At 37.8% G+C, this 18,505-nt stretch carries 19 protein-coding genes; 11 read left to right on the top strand and 8 right to left on the bottom strand.

The features are described from left to right. The first annotated feature begins 8 nt into the window (after nt 1-8). Nucleotides 9-1,283, top strand: a complete 1,275-nt coding sequence (murA, locus tag ACWIW0_RS06210) for a UDP-N-acetylglucosamine 1-carboxyvinyltransferase (protein ID WP_454452642.1) — start codon at nt 9-11, stop codon at nt 1,281-1,283. An 83-nt stretch (nt 1,284-1,366) separates the two neighbouring features. Beyond that, nucleotides 1,367-1,972, top strand: coding sequence for a recombination mediator RecR (recR, locus tag ACWIW0_RS06205; RefSeq protein ID WP_157394576.1), 606 nt, complete (start codon nt 1,367-1,369; stop codon nt 1,970-1,972). Between the two features lie 42 nt (nt 1,973-2,014). Here recR and tehB read toward each other — a convergent pair whose 3' ends face one another. From tehB to ACWIW0_RS06175, 6 genes are all read right to left on the bottom strand, one after another. After that, nucleotides 2,015-2,878, bottom strand: coding sequence for an SAM-dependent methyltransferase TehB (gene tehB, locus ACWIW0_RS06200; protein WP_454452641.1), 864 nt, complete (start codon nt 2,876-2,878; stop codon nt 2,015-2,017). A 122-nt stretch (nt 2,879-3,000) separates the two neighbouring features. Beyond that, a complete protein-coding gene (hpaC, locus tag ACWIW0_RS06195) occupies nt 3,001-3,501 on the bottom strand; it encodes a 4-hydroxyphenylacetate 3-monooxygenase, reductase component (RefSeq protein WP_454452640.1) in 501 nt (166 codons plus the stop codon). 9 nt (nt 3,502-3,510) lie between these two features. Continuing rightward, on the bottom strand, nt 3,511-3,825 hold the full coding sequence (locus ACWIW0_RS06190) for an HI1450 family dsDNA-mimic protein (protein ID WP_157394192.1): 315 nt from the start codon (nt 3,823-3,825) through the stop codon (nt 3,511-3,513). 12 nt (nt 3,826-3,837) lie between these two features. Continuing rightward, entirely contained in the window at nt 3,838-4,188 is a 351-nt protein-coding gene (locus ACWIW0_RS06185) for a DsrE/DsrF/TusD sulfur relay family protein (protein WP_157394191.1), read from the bottom strand. A gap of 65 nt (nt 4,189-4,253) precedes the next feature. After that, on the bottom strand, nt 4,254-5,549 hold the full coding sequence (locus ACWIW0_RS06180) for an NCS2 family permease (RefSeq protein ID WP_454452639.1): 1,296 nt from the start codon (nt 5,547-5,549) through the stop codon (nt 4,254-4,256). Nucleotides 5,550-5,645: 96 nt separating this feature from the next. Then, nucleotides 5,646-6,644, bottom strand: a complete 999-nt coding sequence (locus ACWIW0_RS06175) for an oxidoreductase (protein WP_454452638.1) — start codon at nt 6,642-6,644, stop codon at nt 5,646-5,648. A 106-nt stretch (nt 6,645-6,750) separates the two neighbouring features. Here ACWIW0_RS06175 and ybaK point away from each other — a divergent pair, with 106 nt between their 5' ends. Next, on the top strand, nt 6,751-7,227 hold the full coding sequence (gene ybaK / locus ACWIW0_RS06170) for a Cys-tRNA(Pro)/Cys-tRNA(Cys) deacylase YbaK (RefSeq protein WP_454452637.1): 477 nt from the start codon (nt 6,751-6,753) through the stop codon (nt 7,225-7,227). A 100-nt stretch (nt 7,228-7,327) separates the two neighbouring features. Here the strand turns inward: ybaK and ACWIW0_RS06165 are convergent, their stop codons facing one another. After that, nucleotides 7,328-8,236, bottom strand: a complete 909-nt coding sequence (locus ACWIW0_RS06165; RefSeq protein WP_454452636.1) for a helix-turn-helix domain-containing protein — start codon at nt 8,234-8,236, stop codon at nt 7,328-7,330. A 182-nt stretch (nt 8,237-8,418) separates the two neighbouring features. Here ACWIW0_RS06165 and ACWIW0_RS06160 point away from each other — a divergent pair, with 182 nt between their 5' ends. From ACWIW0_RS06160 to ACWIW0_RS06135, 6 genes are all read left to right on the top strand, one after another. Next, nucleotides 8,419-10,527, top strand: a complete 2,109-nt coding sequence (locus ACWIW0_RS06160) for a TonB-dependent siderophore receptor (protein ID WP_454452635.1) — start codon at nt 8,419-8,421, stop codon at nt 10,525-10,527. Between the two features lie 55 nt (nt 10,528-10,582). Then, nucleotides 10,583-12,175, top strand: a complete 1,593-nt coding sequence (locus ACWIW0_RS06155) for an esterase family protein (RefSeq protein ID WP_454452634.1) — start codon at nt 10,583-10,585, stop codon at nt 12,173-12,175. Between the two features lie 54 nt (nt 12,176-12,229). Continuing rightward, a complete protein-coding gene (locus ACWIW0_RS06150; protein ID WP_454452633.1) occupies nt 12,230-13,129 on the top strand; it encodes a siderophore ABC transporter substrate-binding protein in 900 nt (299 codons plus the stop codon). A gap of 81 nt (nt 13,130-13,210) precedes the next feature. Then, entirely contained in the window at nt 13,211-14,167 is a 957-nt protein-coding gene (locus ACWIW0_RS06145; RefSeq protein WP_454452632.1) for an ABC transporter permease, read from the top strand. Then, nucleotides 14,157-15,104: an iron chelate uptake ABC transporter family permease subunit gene (locus ACWIW0_RS06140; protein ID WP_454452631.1), complete on the top strand. Its 948-nt coding sequence runs from the start codon at nt 14,157-14,159 to the stop codon at nt 15,102-15,104. The genes ACWIW0_RS06145 and ACWIW0_RS06140 overlap by 11 nt, the downstream gene beginning before the upstream one ends. Nucleotides 15,105-15,107: 3 nt before the next feature. Then, nucleotides 15,108-15,866 (top strand): iron ABC transporter ATP-binding protein, encoded by a 759-nt coding sequence (locus ACWIW0_RS06135; protein ID WP_454446665.1) that lies wholly within the window; start codon nt 15,108-15,110, stop codon nt 15,864-15,866. Between the two features lie 9 nt (nt 15,867-15,875). Here ACWIW0_RS06135 and ACWIW0_RS06130 read toward each other — a convergent pair whose 3' ends face one another. Next, complete coding sequence (locus ACWIW0_RS06130; RefSeq protein WP_454452630.1) at nt 15,876-16,352, bottom strand: FxsA family protein; 477 nt, start codon at nt 16,350-16,352, stop codon at nt 15,876-15,878. A gap of 155 nt (nt 16,353-16,507) precedes the next feature. Here ACWIW0_RS06130 and ilvG point away from each other — a divergent pair, with 155 nt between their 5' ends. Both ilvG and ilvM read left to right on the top strand, forming a co-directional pair. Further along, entirely contained in the window at nt 16,508-18,166 is a 1,659-nt protein-coding gene (gene ilvG, locus ACWIW0_RS06125; protein ID WP_454452629.1) for an acetolactate synthase 2 catalytic subunit, read from the top strand. A gap of 2 nt (nt 18,167-18,168) precedes the next feature. Next, entirely contained in the window at nt 18,169-18,393 is a 225-nt protein-coding gene (gene ilvM / locus ACWIW0_RS06120) for an acetolactate synthase 2 small subunit (protein WP_454452628.1), read from the top strand. Nucleotides 18,394-18,505: the final 112 nt, after the last annotated feature.

Below are 18,505 nucleotides of genomic sequence, written 5' to 3'. Positions count from 1 at the left end.
GAATCAAAATGGAAAAATTTCGTGTTCACGGTCCATTTAATTTAAGTGGAACTGTTGAAATTTCAGGGGCTAAAAATGCAGCACTACCAATTTTGTTTGCAGCAATTTTAGCGGAAGAGCCTGTTACCCTCACCAATGTACCTAAATTAAAAGATGTTGATACCACTTTTAAAATCTTACGTCAGTTAGGTGTAGTTGTTGAACGTGATGAGCAAGGAGCAGTACATTTAGACGCAAGTAAAATTGATAACTATACTGCACCTTACGAGTTAGTTAAAACAATGCGAGCATCTATTTGGGCTTTAGCACCACTTCTTACTCGTTTTCATCAAGGACAAGTTTCTCTTCCTGGTGGTTGTACTATTGGTGCACGCCCCGTTGATATGCACATTGCTGGCTTAGAAAAAATGGGAGCACGAATTACCCTAGATGAAGGGTATGTAAAAGCAGAAGTTAGTGGTCGATTAGTTGGGGCAAGAGTACTAATGGATAAAGTAAGTGTTGGTGCTACTTTATCAGTGATGATGGCTGCAACTTTAGCAAAAGGAACAACCATTATTGAAAATGCAGCTCGTGAGCCAGAAGTTGTAGATACAGCACTATTCCTAAATAAAATGGGAGCAAAAATTAGTGGTGCAGGTACAGATATGATTACTGTTGAAGGAGTTGAGCGTTTAGCAGGTTGCCAACATCATATCGTCCCAGATCGAATTGAAACAGGAACATTTTTAGTTGCAGCGGCTATTTCAGGCGGAAGAATTACTTGTAAAGGTACTAAAGCAGATACACTTGATGCAGTTATTGAAAAATTGCGTGAAGCAGGAATGCAAGTTGATGTTACCGAAGATAGTATTACTTTAGATTCTCTAGGTATGCGTCCAAAAGCTGTGAATATTCGTACAATGCCACACCCTGGATTCCCGACTGATATGCAAGCTCAGTTTACCTTACTAAATACAGTTGCCTCAGGCACTAGTAAAATTACCGAAACCATTTTTGAAAACCGCTTTATGCACATTCCAGAATTAATTCGTATGGGAGCAAAAGCAGAAATTGAAGGGAATACTGCAATTTGCTACGGAGTAGAAACCCTTTCAGGTGCTGAAGTAATGGCAACCGATTTACGAGCATCTATCAGCTTAGTGCTTGCAGGCTGTATTGCGAATGGTGAAACTATTGTAGATCGAATTTATCATATTGATCGTGGTTACGAACATATCGAAACTAAACTTCAAAAATTAGGTGCAAGGATTGAACGTTTCAATGCACCTTTTGAGGAATAAGAAACTCAAATATAATATCTCACTCAATAAATCTCTAGGAATAGCTAGAGATTTATTTATTTTATTGATGATTTATTTTATCTATGCAAATTAGTCCTTTACTCGAAAATCTTATTGAATCATTACGAGCTTTGCCTGGTGTTGGTCCTAAATCAGCACAGAGAATGGCTTATCATTTATTACAGCGTAATCGTAATGGTGGATTGAATCTTTCTAAGGCACTACACGAAGCAATGACTCACATTGGGCATTGTCGTTCTTGTCGAACTTTCACTGAAGAAGATGAGTGTGCTATCTGCCAAAACTATCGTCGCCAAATGAGTGGACAACTTTGTGTTGTTGAAATGCCCTCAGATATTCCTGCTATTGAACAAACTGGGCAGTTTTCAGGACGATATTTTGTGCTAATGGGAAGACTATCTCCCCTAGATGGTATTGGGCCACGTGAGATAGGCTTGGATTTATTGCAACAACGTTTAGAAAACGAATCTTTTCACGAGGTTATTGTTGCAACAAATCCAACTATTGAAGGTGAAGCGACAGCAAATTATATTGCTGAAATTTGTGCAATGTATAATGTAAAAGTAACCCGAATTGCACATGGTATTCCAATTGGTAGTGATTTAGAAATGGTAGATGGAACTACACTTTCTCACTCTTTCTCTGGTAGAAGAGAAATTAAATTATAATCTTTAAGTAAGTGGTAATATTGAGATCTTATCCACTCATTATTATTCCACTTTTTTTGCTAACATTGTCGCAAATTGAAGTTGTATGCGATTGCCGTTAGCATCTGTTTTATGAAGATGACCAAGATCTTCGTTATATTTCACTAACTCCCAGCCTTGATAGTAATTTTTTAACTCTCCTTCTTTAAAGGTAAATGAAAAAGGCATAGTACAAGGGTGCTTTTCTGTATCCATTGCACAAACAATCAGATTATATCCCCCAATTTTAGTATTTCGTTGCATATTCTCAATAATTGCAGGAATACGTTCACGATTTAGAAACATCATTACCACAGTGGAAATAATAAGATCGTATTCACCTTGAATATTAGCTTGGTTGATATCGTAAACACCTGTTTGGATCTGAGTTGCCTTTTCTTTTTCGATCATATAATTTAGGAATTCAATACTTTCTTGATTGTGATCGACAGCAGTAACATCGAAACCTAATAAATTTAAGTAAAGAGCGTTTCTGCCTCGTCCACAGCCTAAATCTAGGGCTTTACCTTGTTGAATATAGTTAATGGTATTTAATACTTCGGAATGGGTTGTGGTTAAATTGTATTTTTTAGCAAAATAATCTTCGGGCTTACAATAAAAGGCGAGTTGGCATTCTAAATCATCGGTTAGTGCCTCTACTTTATGCCATACTTGTGGTTCGACAAAAGGACGTTGATGATTAACATCAAAAACTTCTTCGCTGACTATTGATCCTTCTTCCGTTAATTCGTAATACTTGATAGCCCCTTTTAAAATGGTTAGTTTTGCCCAAGTTCCCACTTTAGTATTGTGCTTTTCTTGGAACATTTGTGGTAGGCTTTCTTTTGTCCAAACGGGCATTTGTTTATAGCAGATGAGTTTTTGCATAGTCTTCTCCATTCGATGAATAATTAAATGAGAATATCTTATGCCTTTGGTTTTTTTTCAGCAATAAAAAACCGACTGTTTTAGTCGGTCTTTTGGGGTTTATTGATTTCTATCAACTCAGCTTAGATTTCAACCGTTTTAAATTGTCTAGAGAAATAGACAAGGCTATGGTTAGGTTGGCATTCAATTTCAGCTAAACGCACAATAAAAATAGAGTGTGTTCCTACGGTGTGAGTTTCGACAATTTCGCCTTGTAGGGCAGAAATTGCATTGCGTAGAACAGGCTGATTTTGCCAACCATTATCCCAAATATCCCATTCAAAGCGTTCTTCCATTGTACTGTCTAGCATACAGGCAAAATGCTTAGCAATATTTTGCTGTTGGTGATTTAGCACATTGATACAAACTTTACCGTTTTGCTTAATGATGTCGTGCAATGCACTGCTTTGGTTTACACAAAAGAGAACGGTTGCAGGATTATCGCTCACAGAGCTGACAGAAGAAACTGTAATGCCAACTTTTCCTGCTGCACCATTACTTGTTACAACGTGAACGGCTGCAGATAAGTGAGCCATTGCATCTCGGAATTTTTGTGAAAACGCATTGATTGAGGGATTTGCCATTATTTGCTCCTATTCTTTCCAAATGACGTGGTACTCACGATTTTCGGCTTCGTGAGAAATTAAGAAACGAGCGAATACATCGTCCATTTCATCGTGTTCATTGATTAAGCCAACCCAAACTTCCGCAAAGGCATCAGGATCGATCAAGGTACCAATTTCATCTGCCCAGTTGTCACTCGTTTCCACCATTTCAACTGCTCCACGTTCTTCAAATTGTAAATTGAAAAGTAGAATGTCCGCAGGATCAAGATTTTCTCCTGCCATTTCTAAGAAAATATCGTAAGCAATATCTATCGCTTCATCAGGTGTTAGTTTTGTGGTCATTTTATACTCTCATTAAAAATTTAAGATTTTATCTGCTTCAATTGTCCAATCCGCCAATTCAACCAAAGTACCAATTTCTACGCCTTCAGCTAGGGGCAATTCAGTAATACCACGAGCATTTGTACAAGTTTTGCAGAGTTTAACACTTGCACCTTGGGCAGTCAGAATTTCTAACATTTGTTGAGCGTGGTAGCTTTCAGTTGGATTTTGCTTGGCTAGTCCAGCAACAACAGCATCAGACATCAAAAACAATTTAAGTTGTGTTTGGTGCTGTTCTTGAATCTGTAACGCCAAACGTAATGCACTAAAAAATGTCTCATTACCATAAGGGGCTGCGTTGATAATAAAGAGTAGCTTTTGCATAAGTTGTTCCTAATTGGATTATTTCCAAGCGGTTAGATTGTTGAAAAATATTGCAAGTTAATGAATTAACCTACCCAAACAAATTTCGCGATAAAGAGTAAAGAAACCACTGCAACAGGGGCATTTATCTCTTTTAGTCTGCCAGTGCAGATTTTCATTACACAATAGCTAATAAAACCAAATGCAATACCTTCTGTAATAGAATAGGTAAATGGCATCATCGCTGTGGTAATAAATGCAGGTGTTGCTTCAGTGAGATCGTCCCATTTCACTTCAATCAGGCTTGATGCCATTAAAATCCCAACAAAGACTAATGCACCAGCCGTGGCATAAGCAGGTACAAGGCTTGCTAAAGGCGAAAAGAAAATAGTAAGTAGAAATAAAATACCCACCACTACTGCGGTTAAACCTGTGCGTCCACCCACTGAAACGCCTGAGCCACTTTCAATATAGGTACTAATTGCCGATGTCCCCATATATGAACCTGCCATCGCACTGACACTATCAACATAAAGTGCTTGTTTCATTTTCGGGAAACGACCTTGTGCATCAGCAAAGCCAGCTTTGTTGGTTACTGCAATCAATGTACCTGATGAGTCAAATAGGTTCACTAACATAAATGAGAAAATAATACCAAGTAAGGCTGTATCTAACGCGCCTGCAACATCGACTTGCCCGACAACAGCATCAAGACTTGGTGGGAATGAGATAACACCATTGAATGTAACCGCAGGGTCAAAAATCAGTGCTAATCCTGTAATTACTGCAATAGATACCAATACGCCAGAATAAACGCCACGAGCAGCGAGAATAACAATAATGAAGAAACCTAAAATCCCCATTAGTACTTTCGGATCGTGTAATTCTCCTAAAGCCACTAGGGTTGCTGGATTTGCCACGACTAAGCCCATATTTTTAAATCCGATAAGTGCAATAAATAGCCCGATACCTGCACCAATACCGACACGCAATCCAAGCGGAATTGCAGACATAAACCAGTAGCGAACTTGTAGTACCGTTAAAAGGAATAAACCAACAGATCCCCAGAAGATCGCTCCCATACCTGTTTGCCAAGAGAAACCTAATTTTTGTACCACAACAAAGGCAAAAAAAGCATTTAGCCCCATTGCAGGTGCAAGGGCAATCGGTAGATTACTAAACAAGCCCATTGCGATAGTGCCGAAAGCTGCAATTAGACAGGTAGTCACGAATACGACTTGGGTATCCATTCCTGCGACACCTAGAATAGATGGGTTTACGAAAACAATGTAAACCATTGTGAAAAAGGTAGTGATCCCAGCCACAATCTCTGTTTTTACAGAGCTCCCTTTTTGCTTAATTTGGAAAAGTTTGTCAAACATAATGATCCTAGAAAGTAAAGTAAAAAACGGTGCATTTTAAAGAACTGAAGGGGAAAAAACAAACAATAGCCCCTTCATTATCTCTGCATATTTAAGCTATGCGTAATCTAAAACACCTTTAAGTAATTCCACACTTAAAAATGCTAGACTAAAACGCTGTTCATCAGCCACGCTCCAGAACTGTAAGCTATGCTCATTTTTCGAGAGTAATTGGCTTATTTGCAGAATGTTTTCTTCATTTTCCTCGCTTTGCTCACCATTTTTAACCGCTGTAATGACTTTCTCTTGATTGAAGTTTACCCAAGATTGTTGTTGCCATTCTTGGCTTAGTTCATCGGCATTTAGTGGATAGTCAGACTGAATGCTCACCATTTGTGAAATACCGTAAAAGACAGGTACTTGAACGGAATGGAAAGTCACAGAAGCGGTGAGATTTGGTAATACTTTTGCAAGTTGCAATTCAAAAGCTCTTGAAAACGGTAATTTGCTCTCATCACCTTGTACATTCGCTGGCACTGCGTCAAAAGCAACTCTTGGTTTTTCATCATCAAGGGGAATGCCATTAAGCAATTGTGCGGTTTGTCCTGCTAATTCTCGTACTTTCTCATCGCCAAAGTAGGCAGACGGTAGTAATGAACTCACAAAAATATGTTGGATAGGTTGCTGTAACAACGGCTTGATTGCAAGTGCTAACTGTGTGATTTGCGGATTTGCCAAAGCAACAATATTTCGTTCACGCACATTCGCTATCATCTCATCATTTATGCTTGGCACAATAACAGGCACATTACCAATTAACGCGGTAATACCATATAAATCCAGTACCGTACAACCTGCTTGTACAGCTTGAGCCAGTTGTTCTGCTTGTGCCATTTTACCTGCAAATAAAACGTGGCTGAACTGTGACCAATCAACTTCTTCTAATGGGATCTGCTCAACCGCTTTACTGCCTAAACGTAGTGAATGTTCTTCGCCGAAACTTTCTAGTTCAACTGCACTAATACGCTCAATAGCAAGCTCACTCTGTTCTAAAATCTCTAATAATTTTTCCGCTAATAAAAAATCTGCCGCAATTGCTAATTGAATATTTGCCATTCTGGCTATCTCCCTTCAAAATAAAGGCTAATTCTACCTTGATTTCACTTTTTTGCGAATGAAAAACAGTGAATATTAGGAAAACAGTGCAACTTAGGAAAACAGAATGACTCCAGCGATAAATTTACTCAAAAAGCAAAAAATCCCTTTTACGCTTCACCCTTACGAACACGACCCAAATAACACGAATTTTGGACAAGAAGTCGTGGAAAAATTAGGGCTTAACCCCGATCAAGTCTTTAAAACTTTGTTGGTGGCAGAAAATGGGGATCAGAAAAAACTCGTCGTAATGGTTGTGCCAGTATCAAAAATGCTCAATCTCAAGCGTGCAGCTCAGGCACTTGGTGTGAAAAAAGTGGAAATGGCAGATAAAGATATTGCCCAGAAAACAACAGGATATTTACTGGGCGGCATTAGCCCATTAGGGCAGAAAAAACGTTTAGCAACGGTGATTGACGAATCGGCGAATAATTATCCAACTATTTTTGTGTCAGGTGGCAAACGAGGCTTAGATGTAGAGCTTGCTCCGCAAGATCTTGCTTTGCTACTCTCTGCAAATTTTGCAGGTATAGCTGACATATAAGAATTAATGATGTAACTCCCTACATTGGACTAACCCTAAATTTCATTACTATTTTCGTAAGAGTTTTAGTTGAATCTTAGGTGTAATAAATAAAATATAGCTATAAAATTGCTAAAGCTTGTAGTCGCTCTTGTTTTACATAACGGGGGGAGACTGAGAACTGTCTGCGGAAAGCAGTACTGAAGTTATCAGGGTTGGTATAACCAGCAATTTCAGCCGCCATAGTAACAGATGCTCCTTGTAATAGAGCATTATAGGCAAGCTCTAACTTATGTCGGCGAAGGTAAGCTCCGATACTAATATGATGAATTTGCTTAAAATCACGTTGTAATGTCGTTACATTTGTATGTAGCGTTTTTGCAATTTGGGCTAAAGAGTAAGTATCAAATTCTCCACTTTCTAATTGTTTTGTAAAGGTTTGAATATATTGAAGTTCATTCTGTTTTACTGTCATAAAAAGTTGTGCAAAGCTTTCTGATAGTAAGGCTAAAAGCAAGCTTTCTTTTTCCAGAATGGTTGGAATATCAATAACACTTTCTGATTTTAATTGCTTAACCAATGTTAAAATACGTTGATTAGCAAGAATAGGGAAAGTGGTTAGATGTTGCTGGCTAAGACGCTGCAACGAGATATAGTCTTCATTATCGAGAAAACCATTGTCCATTAACCATTTTCTACTAATAAAAACAACAAACTCGGACTGTTTTGTACATTCTGAGAAATGTTTCCAGCCTTGTTCATCTTGTGCGATAGATAAAAATGCTGCTTTAGGGTGGCTAGTAGCATCCTGCCTAAAAACACCATTTTCAAACTGGATTTTTGAAACACCCGTTAAAGTAATCACTAAACGTAAGTCGGCAGTAAAAATCCCTCCAGAAATTTCTGATGTTGGAGATAATATTTCGATATCAGAGTATTTTGCTCGCAGCCCAGAGCGAAAATAGTTAATCGTGATATTCCCTGAAATGGATGGGTATTGGTTTTCTAACTGAATTTTATGCTGTTTCACCTGATATCCTGTCATTTTATTAAGCGGTTTGATTGTATGATTTTTTTGTAAAAAGTTGCGATATAACGAATTAAATTTGCTTTTTCATAGGATTAAATATTTTTTCTCAAAGGTTTTGTAAAGTAAATAATGCCATAATAATTTATAGTTGATAATTATTCTTATTTATTATGGAGAATTATATGTTAAAACCTGATTTTCGTCTTTCATTGATTAGCTTGGCATTATTTTCATCAATTGGGGTTGCAGATACCCAACATCTAAAAGTAATTGATGTAAATGCAGATACGGAAACTTTAGCAACGGGTTACTCGCCAACTCAATCATTGAGTGGAACTAAGAGTGTTACTGCGTTAATGAGAACACCGATGAGTGTTGAAGTGGTATCTAATAAATTGATGAAAGATCAAGGTGTTGATCACGTAATTGATGCTCTTAACTACCATAGTGGCATTATTAGTAATTATCGTGGTTCTAATCAGCAAATGGAAATTACAATTCGCGGAATTGGTAGTAAAAATAACAGTAGTGGTGGTACTGTGCCAACATATCTTAATGGTATAAGTTATAAAGCGGATTATGCTATTAAACCATTCTTCTTAGAGCGTATTGATATTGTCAAAGGGCCTAACTCCGTATTGTATGGTCAAGCTAATCCTGGTGGTGTAATGGATCTAGTAACGAAAAAAGCAACGGGCAAAAACCTTGGAGAATTGCAGTTTGTATTAGGTTCAAACCATCGTTATCAAGTTGGTCTGGATTTAGATTATAAATTGTCAGAAACATTATCAGGGCGTGTGATTGGGCAGTTTGAGAAAACGAATTGGAAAGAAAGATATGTAAAAGAGCAAGGTGGTGCGATTGCTCCATCATTAGCTTGGCAACCAACCGATAGCACTAAATGGGAATTATATGGATATTTTGCGAAACAACCTAAAGCAGGAGATCGTAATTTCTTGGTAAGCCAAGGGTTAATTACCAGCGTGGACGGAAAGAAAATACCTTATGATTTTTTCCCAAGTGATCCAAATTTCCATCACTTATCAACGGAGCAGGTGCATTTAGGTTCTCAATTAAGTCATCAATTTAATGAAAATTTATCTTTCCGCCAGAATATTCGTTACAGCCGTTCTAAAGAAGAGTTTAAGAATTTAGTTGTGTTATCAGCAAGACCAAATAAGCTATCGGAATTAACACGAATGGCAAGAGCTTGGGAAGAGCAAAAAAATGAATTTGGTATTGATAACCAGCTAGAAAGCAAATTTAGCCTAGGTAAAACTAAACATACACTATTAACAGGTGTTGATTATCGTTATGCTCACGATGATTCTGTTGTTAAGTTTAATAGAAATGCTCCATCAATTGATTGGCAAAATCCTAAATATGGTGTGAATGTTGGGAACCTAAATGTACAACGTCATTTAGTTCAAAGTACGGGGCAATTGGGGTTATACGCACAAGATCAAGTTGAAATCGGTAACCTTGATATTATGTTAGGTGGACGTTTTGATAAAGCTAAAACAAAAGTCGTTGATTTAGTTAAAGATCAGCAAAAAGACAATCAGAACCATCAATTTACTTGGCGTACAGGAGCAATTTATAATTTTGATAATGGATTTGCACCTTATGTGAGTTACAGTACATCATTTTTACCGACAACAGAAGTGGATGAAAAAGATAAGGTTTTAAAACCGACAAAAGCGGCTCAATGGGAAGCTGGGGTTAAATATCAACCTAATGAGAAATTGTTCTTAACATTAGCTGGCTTTGAAATTAACCAACGTGATTTAGTTGAATTTGATACAACACGTATTGCAAAGCAAGTTGGTAAAGTGAAAACTAAAGGGGTAGAAGCAAATCTTTCTGCACAATTAACCGATGAAATCGCATTATTGGCAACTTATGCGTATATCAATAAAACAATCAAACAAGCACCAGATAGCCAAACTATTGGTAAAACCCCTTGGGGAATTCCTCGTCATCAAGCATCATTATGGGCAAAATATAGCATTAAAAATGGTATGTTGAATGGCGTTGGTATTGCAGGCGGTGTGCGTTATTTTGGTACGACTTGGGGCAGTAATACGAATAATTTCCGAGTTCCACACTTTACGTTGTACGATGTTGCTCTTCAGTATGACTTCTTACCAAAATTTAATGTGAATATGGATATGCAACTTAACGTTCAAAACTTAACCAATAAAGAATATGTCAGCAGTTGTGCTAATTTAACTGCCTGCTTTTATGGTAAAGAACGTTTAGTAAGTTTAACGACAAACTATCGTTTTTAAGGATAAGCTAACTTGAATTTGGGCGATTTTATCGCCCAAGTATAATTGTAAAAATATGAAGAATCTTACCGCTTGTTTATTCACAATGATCATATCATCTTCACTTGTTGCCACAACGCATACTGAAATTCAGTTAGTTGAAGGTGATTTTGTTAAAGGTGAATTAACTCTATTAAATAATCAACAAAACAGTGCTGATTTATTCATTGAATTTGCTGATCATAGCCAAAGACAGCTATTAAAAAATATTTTTGATAAACAAGAGTTTATGTTTAAAGCTGAAACATCTGGTGTGGGCAAATTTATCGTAAAAGGTCATATTAAACCCTTAACGGATACTGATGTTAGCTTAAAAATTTTACAGCATATTCCTCGTGAGCAACAAAATCATTTAAAAGATAAATACGATAATGTATTACTCCAAGAGCTTGTTTTAGCGTTAAAACAATCTCCCGAACAACAGGGACATTTATTGGAGCAATTTTGGGAAACGGTGAAAGAGCAAGGAACACCATTGATCGAGCCGTTAGATCAGAAAATGAGCCGAGTAACTTTTTTATGGCGAGGGGCGAAACATAATGTACGTATTTTTGGCGGGCCGACTACTGATCACGACTTAATGCAACATATACCTAATACAGATATTTGGTATAGAAGCTATGAAGTTCCAAATGATACCCACGTTAGCTACCGATTAGCCCCTGATGTTCCGATCTTATCGTTACCAAGTATGGAACAACGCAGAGCCATTTTATCTACCGCACAGGCGGATCCTTTCAATCATTTTCCTTATTTCAATGAGAAAGATGGCAACATCAATAATACGGATAAGTACAATTATGTTTCACAACTAATTTTACCGAAAGCACCTAAATCTCAATATGAAAAAATGGAACGCTATCCCCAAGGTAAATTGGCTACCTTTGAATTTGAAAGTAGCACTTTAGGTAATAAACGCCGCTTATTTGTTTATACCCCAGTAGGTTTCCAACAAAATCAATCTTACCCAGTATTGTATCTCTTTGATGGCGTGGAGTTTCACACACAAGTGCCATTACCTACAATATTGGATAATATGATCGCAGAGAAGGTGATTCCACCTATTACAGTGGTTTTTATTGAAAATCCATCAAGCCAAGCGAGAGCAAGTGAACTACCTCCTAACTCTATTTTTGCGAACGTATTAGTTCAAGAGCTAGTTCCTTTTATTGAGAAATCTGCTCATATTCAGGCTAGCAACAGGATTATTGCAGGAGCTAGTTATGGAGGGTTAGCGGCTGCTTATGTAGCGTTACAACATTCTAATATATTTTCTAATGCGTTAATTATGTCAGGCTCTTTTTGGTGGCACCCTAAAGATACAAAGGGTGAAGATAGCCATTTTATTGCCAGCGAGTATATTAAGCAGAATAAACTACCCATCTGCTTTTTTATGAGTGCGGGCTATTTTGAAAGTGGCAGATCGGAAATTTTACAAACATCACGACATTTAAAAGACGTATTGCTTGCAAAAGGCTATCCGATCACTTACCGAGAATACTCAACAGCACACGGTTATTTAGCGTGGAAGAATATTATTACTGATGGTTTGGTTGCTTTATTGAATAATCCAAAATGTTTTTCAACAAATAATTCGCTACACAAATAGTGAAATTTATGTAGAATATGTGATAACAATTCTCAATTTTATGAAGGAGCTTATATGTTAAAAAAATTATTGTTCACATTAGGATGTGCAACGTTGATGACGAGTGCGTGGGCGAATGAAGTGACTATTCCAACCGCTCGTGGCGAAGTAACTTTAAAAGCTAATCCTACGAAAATTGCTGTATTTGATACAGGAAGTTTAGATACACTTCAAGCATTAGGTGTTAAGATTGATGGTGCACCAGATGCAGTAAAAGCTTTAACCTATCTTAAACCAACTTTTGAGCAAGCAAAACCTGTTGGTACGTTGTTTGAACCCAACTTAGAAGCATTAAATGAGCTAAAACCAGATTTAATTATCGTGGGTACTCGTACGGCGAAAAAATACGATGATGTGCGTAAATTAGCTCCTACTATTGATATGACTGATAATGGCGATAAACTCATTGAGAGTGCGTTAAAACGTATTGAGAGTTTTGGTAAGTTATTTGGAAAACAATCAGAAGCTGAAAAATTAACAAATGAAATCAATACTTTATTTGCCGAAACACAACAAGCCGTGAAGGGAAAAGGCAATGGTTTAATCATTTTAGTAAATGGCGGTAAAATTTCTGCATTCGGAACGGGTTATCGTTTAAGTTGGATTCATAATGATTTAGGTGTTCCTTTAGCAGATGAAACAATCAAAGGTGCGGGACACGGGCAGCCTATTTCCTTTGAATTGATTCAAAAATTAAATCCAGATTGGTTGTTTGTATTAGATCGTATTTCAGCCATTGGTCAAGAAGGTAAGTCAGCAAAAGAAGTATTAGATAACGAGCTTGTTCACCAAACAAAAGCGTGGAAAAACAATCAAATCGTTTATTTAAGTAGTGCATCTTATCTTGCTCCAGGTGGTTTTGAACAAATTAAAATGGACTTAACCACTATCAAAAACGCATTTGAGAAGAGATAATCCTCAATACAAGCGGTAAGATTGTGGCAATTTTTTGCAAAAAAATGTGAAGATCTTACCGCTTGTTTCTATTATTTGATTATGTTTTCACTTAATCGTCTTAATTTTCTATTGCTATTAGTGCTTTGTGTCATCAGTATGATGGCTGGGGTTGCGGATTTTAATTGGTCGCAACTCTTTTCTGATCCTGCACAAATGCAATTACTGCTTATCAGTCGCTTACCTAGAACACTTGCAGTCTTACTGGTTGGTGCAACACTTGGCATTGCTGGAATGGTATTACAGATTGTGTTGAAAAACCGTTTTCTTGAACCGAGTATGATTGGAGCAACTCAAAGTGCTGCAGTTGGGATTTTGATTGTCAGCTTGCTATTCCCTGCTACATCGTTAATGGTCAAAATGTCAGTAGCCACGCTAACAGCCTTAATCGGAATGGCTATTTTTATGGGGCTATTACGCAGTTTACCGCCCCATCAACAGTTAATGATTCCTCTTGTTGGTATTGTATTTGGTAACGTAATTGAAGCAGGCACAACCTTTGTTGCTTATCAAACGGACAGTTTACAACTTATTTCTGTTTGGTTTACAGGGGATTTTTCAGGCATTTTATCTGGTCGCTATGAATTATTGTGGCTAACGGCAATTTTAGCAATCGTAATCTATATTATGGCAGATCAGCTGAGTATTGCAGGGCTGGGGCAGCATATTAGTACTAGCTTGGGGGTAAATTACCGTCAAATGACGTGGTTAGCTCTAGTTGTTGTGGCAATGATTACTGCAGTCGTAGTAGTTACAGTTGGACAAATTCCTTTTATTGGATTGGTTGTACCAAATATTGTTTCTCGTTTAGCAGGGGATCGATTACGCCATAATTTACCTTCTGTCGCCCTAATGGGGGCAAATTTGGTGCTGATTTGCGACATTATTGGACGTACGATTAACGCACCTTATGAAGTTCCTATTTCAACGATTTTCGGCATTATAGGTACGGTACTTTTCCTTTACCTATTGTTTAAGGGGAAGCGTAATGCAAGCTAAACGTTTACTGCCACTATTATCGTTACTATTTGTAGCATCTGCTTGTTTATTTATGACCTATAATGCTCGTGGACAATGGGATTTTGTCTTAGCTTTTCGTAGTGAGAAATTACTGTTACTGATCACCATTGGTTATACCATAGGCGTTTCCACTTTGCTGTTTCAAACACTAACCCACAATCCGATTCTTACTCCGAGTATATTAGGATTTGATGCTCTGTATATTTTAGTACAGAGCTTATTGATCTTTTTCTTTGGGGGAATTGGCTTTACGCAACTTGACCAGAGTGGCAAATTTTTGTTTGAAACATTGCTGATGGTTAGCGGAGCATTACTATTGTTTAGAACATTGACCAAAGAGAATGTTGATTTAACCAAAATGATTTTAGTCGGCGTGATTTTTGGAATGCTATTTAGAAGTCTAACTAATTTGCTCCAACGAATGATTGATCCAACAGAATTTGCTGTTGCACAAGGCTCTTATTTTGCTCAATTTAATACGGTAAATTCTGATGTATTATGGATTGGTATTGTGCTTGCGATCGTGAGTGCGATTTGGATCTGGAAACAGCGTCATCGACTTGATGTATTACTGCTCGGTAAATCCACAGCCATCAGTTTAGGTATAGAATATCACCGCTTTTCTCGCCAATTACTGATTTGTAGTGCCATATTAGTATCTGTTTCTACGGCATTAGTTGGTCCTATTCTCTTTTTGGGGTTATTAGTTTGTGCGATTGTGAATGCAATTACACGCACAATGTACCACTCTGTGCGTATTCCTGCGGTCTTTCTTATTTCTGCGATTACGCTCATTCTAGGACAAGTCGTTTTTGAGCAAGTACTTGGTTTGCAAGGTGTATTAAGTGCAGTAATTGAATTTATTGGTGGGTTAGTTTTTATTGGGCTAATGTATCGCCAACGAAAACAAGGATAGAGTATGATTAAAATTAGCCAAGTTAATCATCACATTGGTAATTCAGCTATTTTACGCAATGTAGATTTAACTATTCAAAATGGCGGTATTACGGCATTAGTTGGGCCTAATGGGGCTGGAAAATCAACATTATTATCATTGATTGCTCGTTTAATGCCATTACAGCAAGGGCAAATCTGGCTTGATGAAAAAGAGATTCATAAAACATCATCAAGAGAAATTGCCAAACATCTTGCGATTTTAACCCAAGATAATGCCATTCACAGCCGAATTAGCGTACGAGATTTATTGATGTTTGGGCGTTATCCGCACCATCAAGGGCGACCAACAGAGCAAGATAACGTTATTATTGAGCAAGCTCTTAAACGCTTTGAATTACAAGATTTTTCGCAACGGTTTTTAAGTGAATTATCAGGTGGGCAACGTCAAAGGGCTTTGATTGCAATGACATTTTGCCAACAAACTCAGCATATTTTATTAGATGAACCATTAAATAATTTAGATATGTTTCACGCTCGAGAGCTAATGCGTTTGTTGCGTAAATTAACCGATGAGCTGAATTTAACAACGATAATGGTGGTTCACGATATCAATATGGCGGCAGCCTATGCGGATACGATTGTGGCAATGAAAGAGGGGCAAATAAAACTGGTTGGTACACCTGATGAAATTCTAACAACGACCAATTTGCGAGAAATATTTTCCCTTGATGCCGAGTTGATCGAACATCAAGGGAAGAGAGTCGTTTTACATCATTTATAGGCGTTATGCCTACTTAATCCACTTATCTTCATCTGCTTTGCGTTCAAATTCGGCATCGAAAGTATTGCTGTCGTTATGTGTGCTTTGTTGGCGTGAATGGAACGAACCCGAAAAATGAAAAGGAACTTTGTTGGTAACAAGTTTAAACACAAGCCCCTGTAAGAGTGTTCTTGTTATCGGTAAGAGTAGCAATAATGCTAAAATATCACTTAGAAAGCCAGGAATTAAAAGCAATACGCCTGCAATTGCAAAAAAGAGTGAAGAAATCACCGCTTGAGTGGGGATTTGCCCTTGAGCAATTTGTTGGCGGATACTTAATACTGTCATCATACCGCGTAATTTAATCACCCACAGTCCTAGTGCAGAAATGGCAATCATCAATAAAATCAAGGGCAATACGCCAATTGATGAACCTACCGCAACCAATAATGAGATTTCACAATAGATATATAAAAATAGTCCGACAAAAAATAACAAAATAGGCATAGTCTTCTCCTTACTCAATTGAGCGAATAGATTGTGTTGATTTTATTTTTTTCAACTTTTTTCAGCAAATTTTCGCTAAGCTGTTCAAAATTAAGCTAATCTATGTTATCAATAACACTTTCATTCGCATAAAAAAATTTAGGACACAACATTTAATGAATGGCTCAAATTTAGTCGTAGAAAGCTTAAAAGCTCACGGTGTAACTACCATTTTTGGTTATCCAGGTGGGGCAATAATGCCTGTTTATGATGCAATTTATGATTCAGGTTTAGATCACTTACTCTGTCGTAATGAACAAGGAGCTGCAATTGCCGCAATTGGTTATGCTCGCTCAACAGGGAAAACGGGTGTTTGTATTGCCACATCAGGCCCTGGGGCAACTAATTTAATTACAGGGTTGGCTGATGCATTATTGGATTCAATTCCTATTGTGGCAATCACAGGACAAGTTGCAACTTCTTTTATTGGCACTGATGCGTTCCAAGAAATTGATGTATTAGGGCTATCTTTAGCCTGTACTAAACATAGTTTTATTGTACAAAATATTGATGAATTACCTGAAGTATTAGCTAAAGCATTCCAAATTGCTCAAAGTGGTCGCCCAGGCCCAGTGCTAGTCGATATTCCAAAAGACGTACAGTTTGCCCCAACCTCTGCTAAACCGATTGTTTATCCAAAACTTGCAAATAATTCGCAAGATCCTACCGCTTTAGCACAAGCTAAAGTCCTCTTAGCCGAAGCTAAACGCCCAATATTATATGTTGGTGGTGGTGTAGGAATGGCTGGAGCAGTAGAAGCGGTGAGAAACTTCCTAGAAATTACCAATATTCCGTCTGTTTCTACTCTAAAAGGATTAGGCACTATTCCACCACAACACCCACTTTATATGGGAATGTTGGGAATGCACGGCACAAAAGCCGCTAACTATGCCGTACAAGAGAGCGATTTGCTTATTGCATTCGGTGCGAGATTTGATGACCGAGTAACAGGCAAACTTGATACTTTTGCACCCAATGCCAAAGTGATCCACGCTGATATTGATGTAGCGGAGATTAACAAATTACGCCGAGCGACTGTTGCTCTACAAGGTGATCTGATTGAAGCGGTAAATGCACTAAGCCAACCGCTAGATATTGAGTCTTGGCGTGAAGATATTCGCCGTTTAAAAGCAGATTTTGATTTCCGTTATATTGAAAATAGTGGCGATAAAGAAATTGATCCTTGGGCATTGGTGCATACACTTTCTCAGCGTAAACCACACAATGCAGTGATTACTACTGATGTTGGACAGCACCAAATGTGGTCGGCACAGCATATGCAACATTATGCCCCTGAAAATTACTTAACTTCGGCAGGGCTTGGCACAATGGGCTTTGGTTTGCCTGCTGCGGTAGGGGTTGCGAAAGCTCGTCCACAAGATCCTGTTATCTTAATTACAGGCGATGGCTCATTGATGATGAACATTCAAGAGTTTGGTTCAATTAAACGAGCGAATTTACCGATCAAAATTTTACTATTGGATAACCAACGTTTAGGAATGGTTCGACAATGGCAATCACTGTTCTTCCACGGGCGTCATAGCCAAACAATTTTAGATGATAACCCTGATTTTGTAACACTTGCTTCTGCTTTTGGTATCGCTGGCGAACGCATTGAAAAAGCTTGCCAAGTATCCGATGCAATTAACCGCTTACTGAATGCGAAAAACGCATATTTACTACACGTTTGTATTCCTGATGAAGAAAATGTATGGCCACTTGTGCCACCGAATGCGTGTAATAGCGATATGATTGAAGAAGATATTGGGGTCTAATAATGAAAACTTATGATTTAACTATTCAAGCCAACAAACGCCCAGAAATTTTAGAACGTTTATTACGTGTGATTCGCCATCGTGGCTTTGAAGTGATCACACTCCAAACCCAAACAGAAAACAACATTATTGAGCTAAAAGTTAAAGTACAAAGCGAACGAGCTATTGAGCTATTACTTAACCAATTAGTCAAATTACCTGATGTGGTGAGTTTGGGCGAAAAATAATAAAAGGAATAAAGATGAAAACACCGGTATTATGTGGCAGTTGCACAATTCCCCTCGCCCGCTTGCGGGAGAGGGAAAGGTTTGTCGTTCGTTTAGAACGACAAATCAGGGA

Source organism: Ursidibacter sp. B-7004-1 (assembly GCF_053654055.1).
Note: the sequence above shows the minus strand (reverse complement) of the source record. Positions and strands in the feature narration are given on the sequence as shown.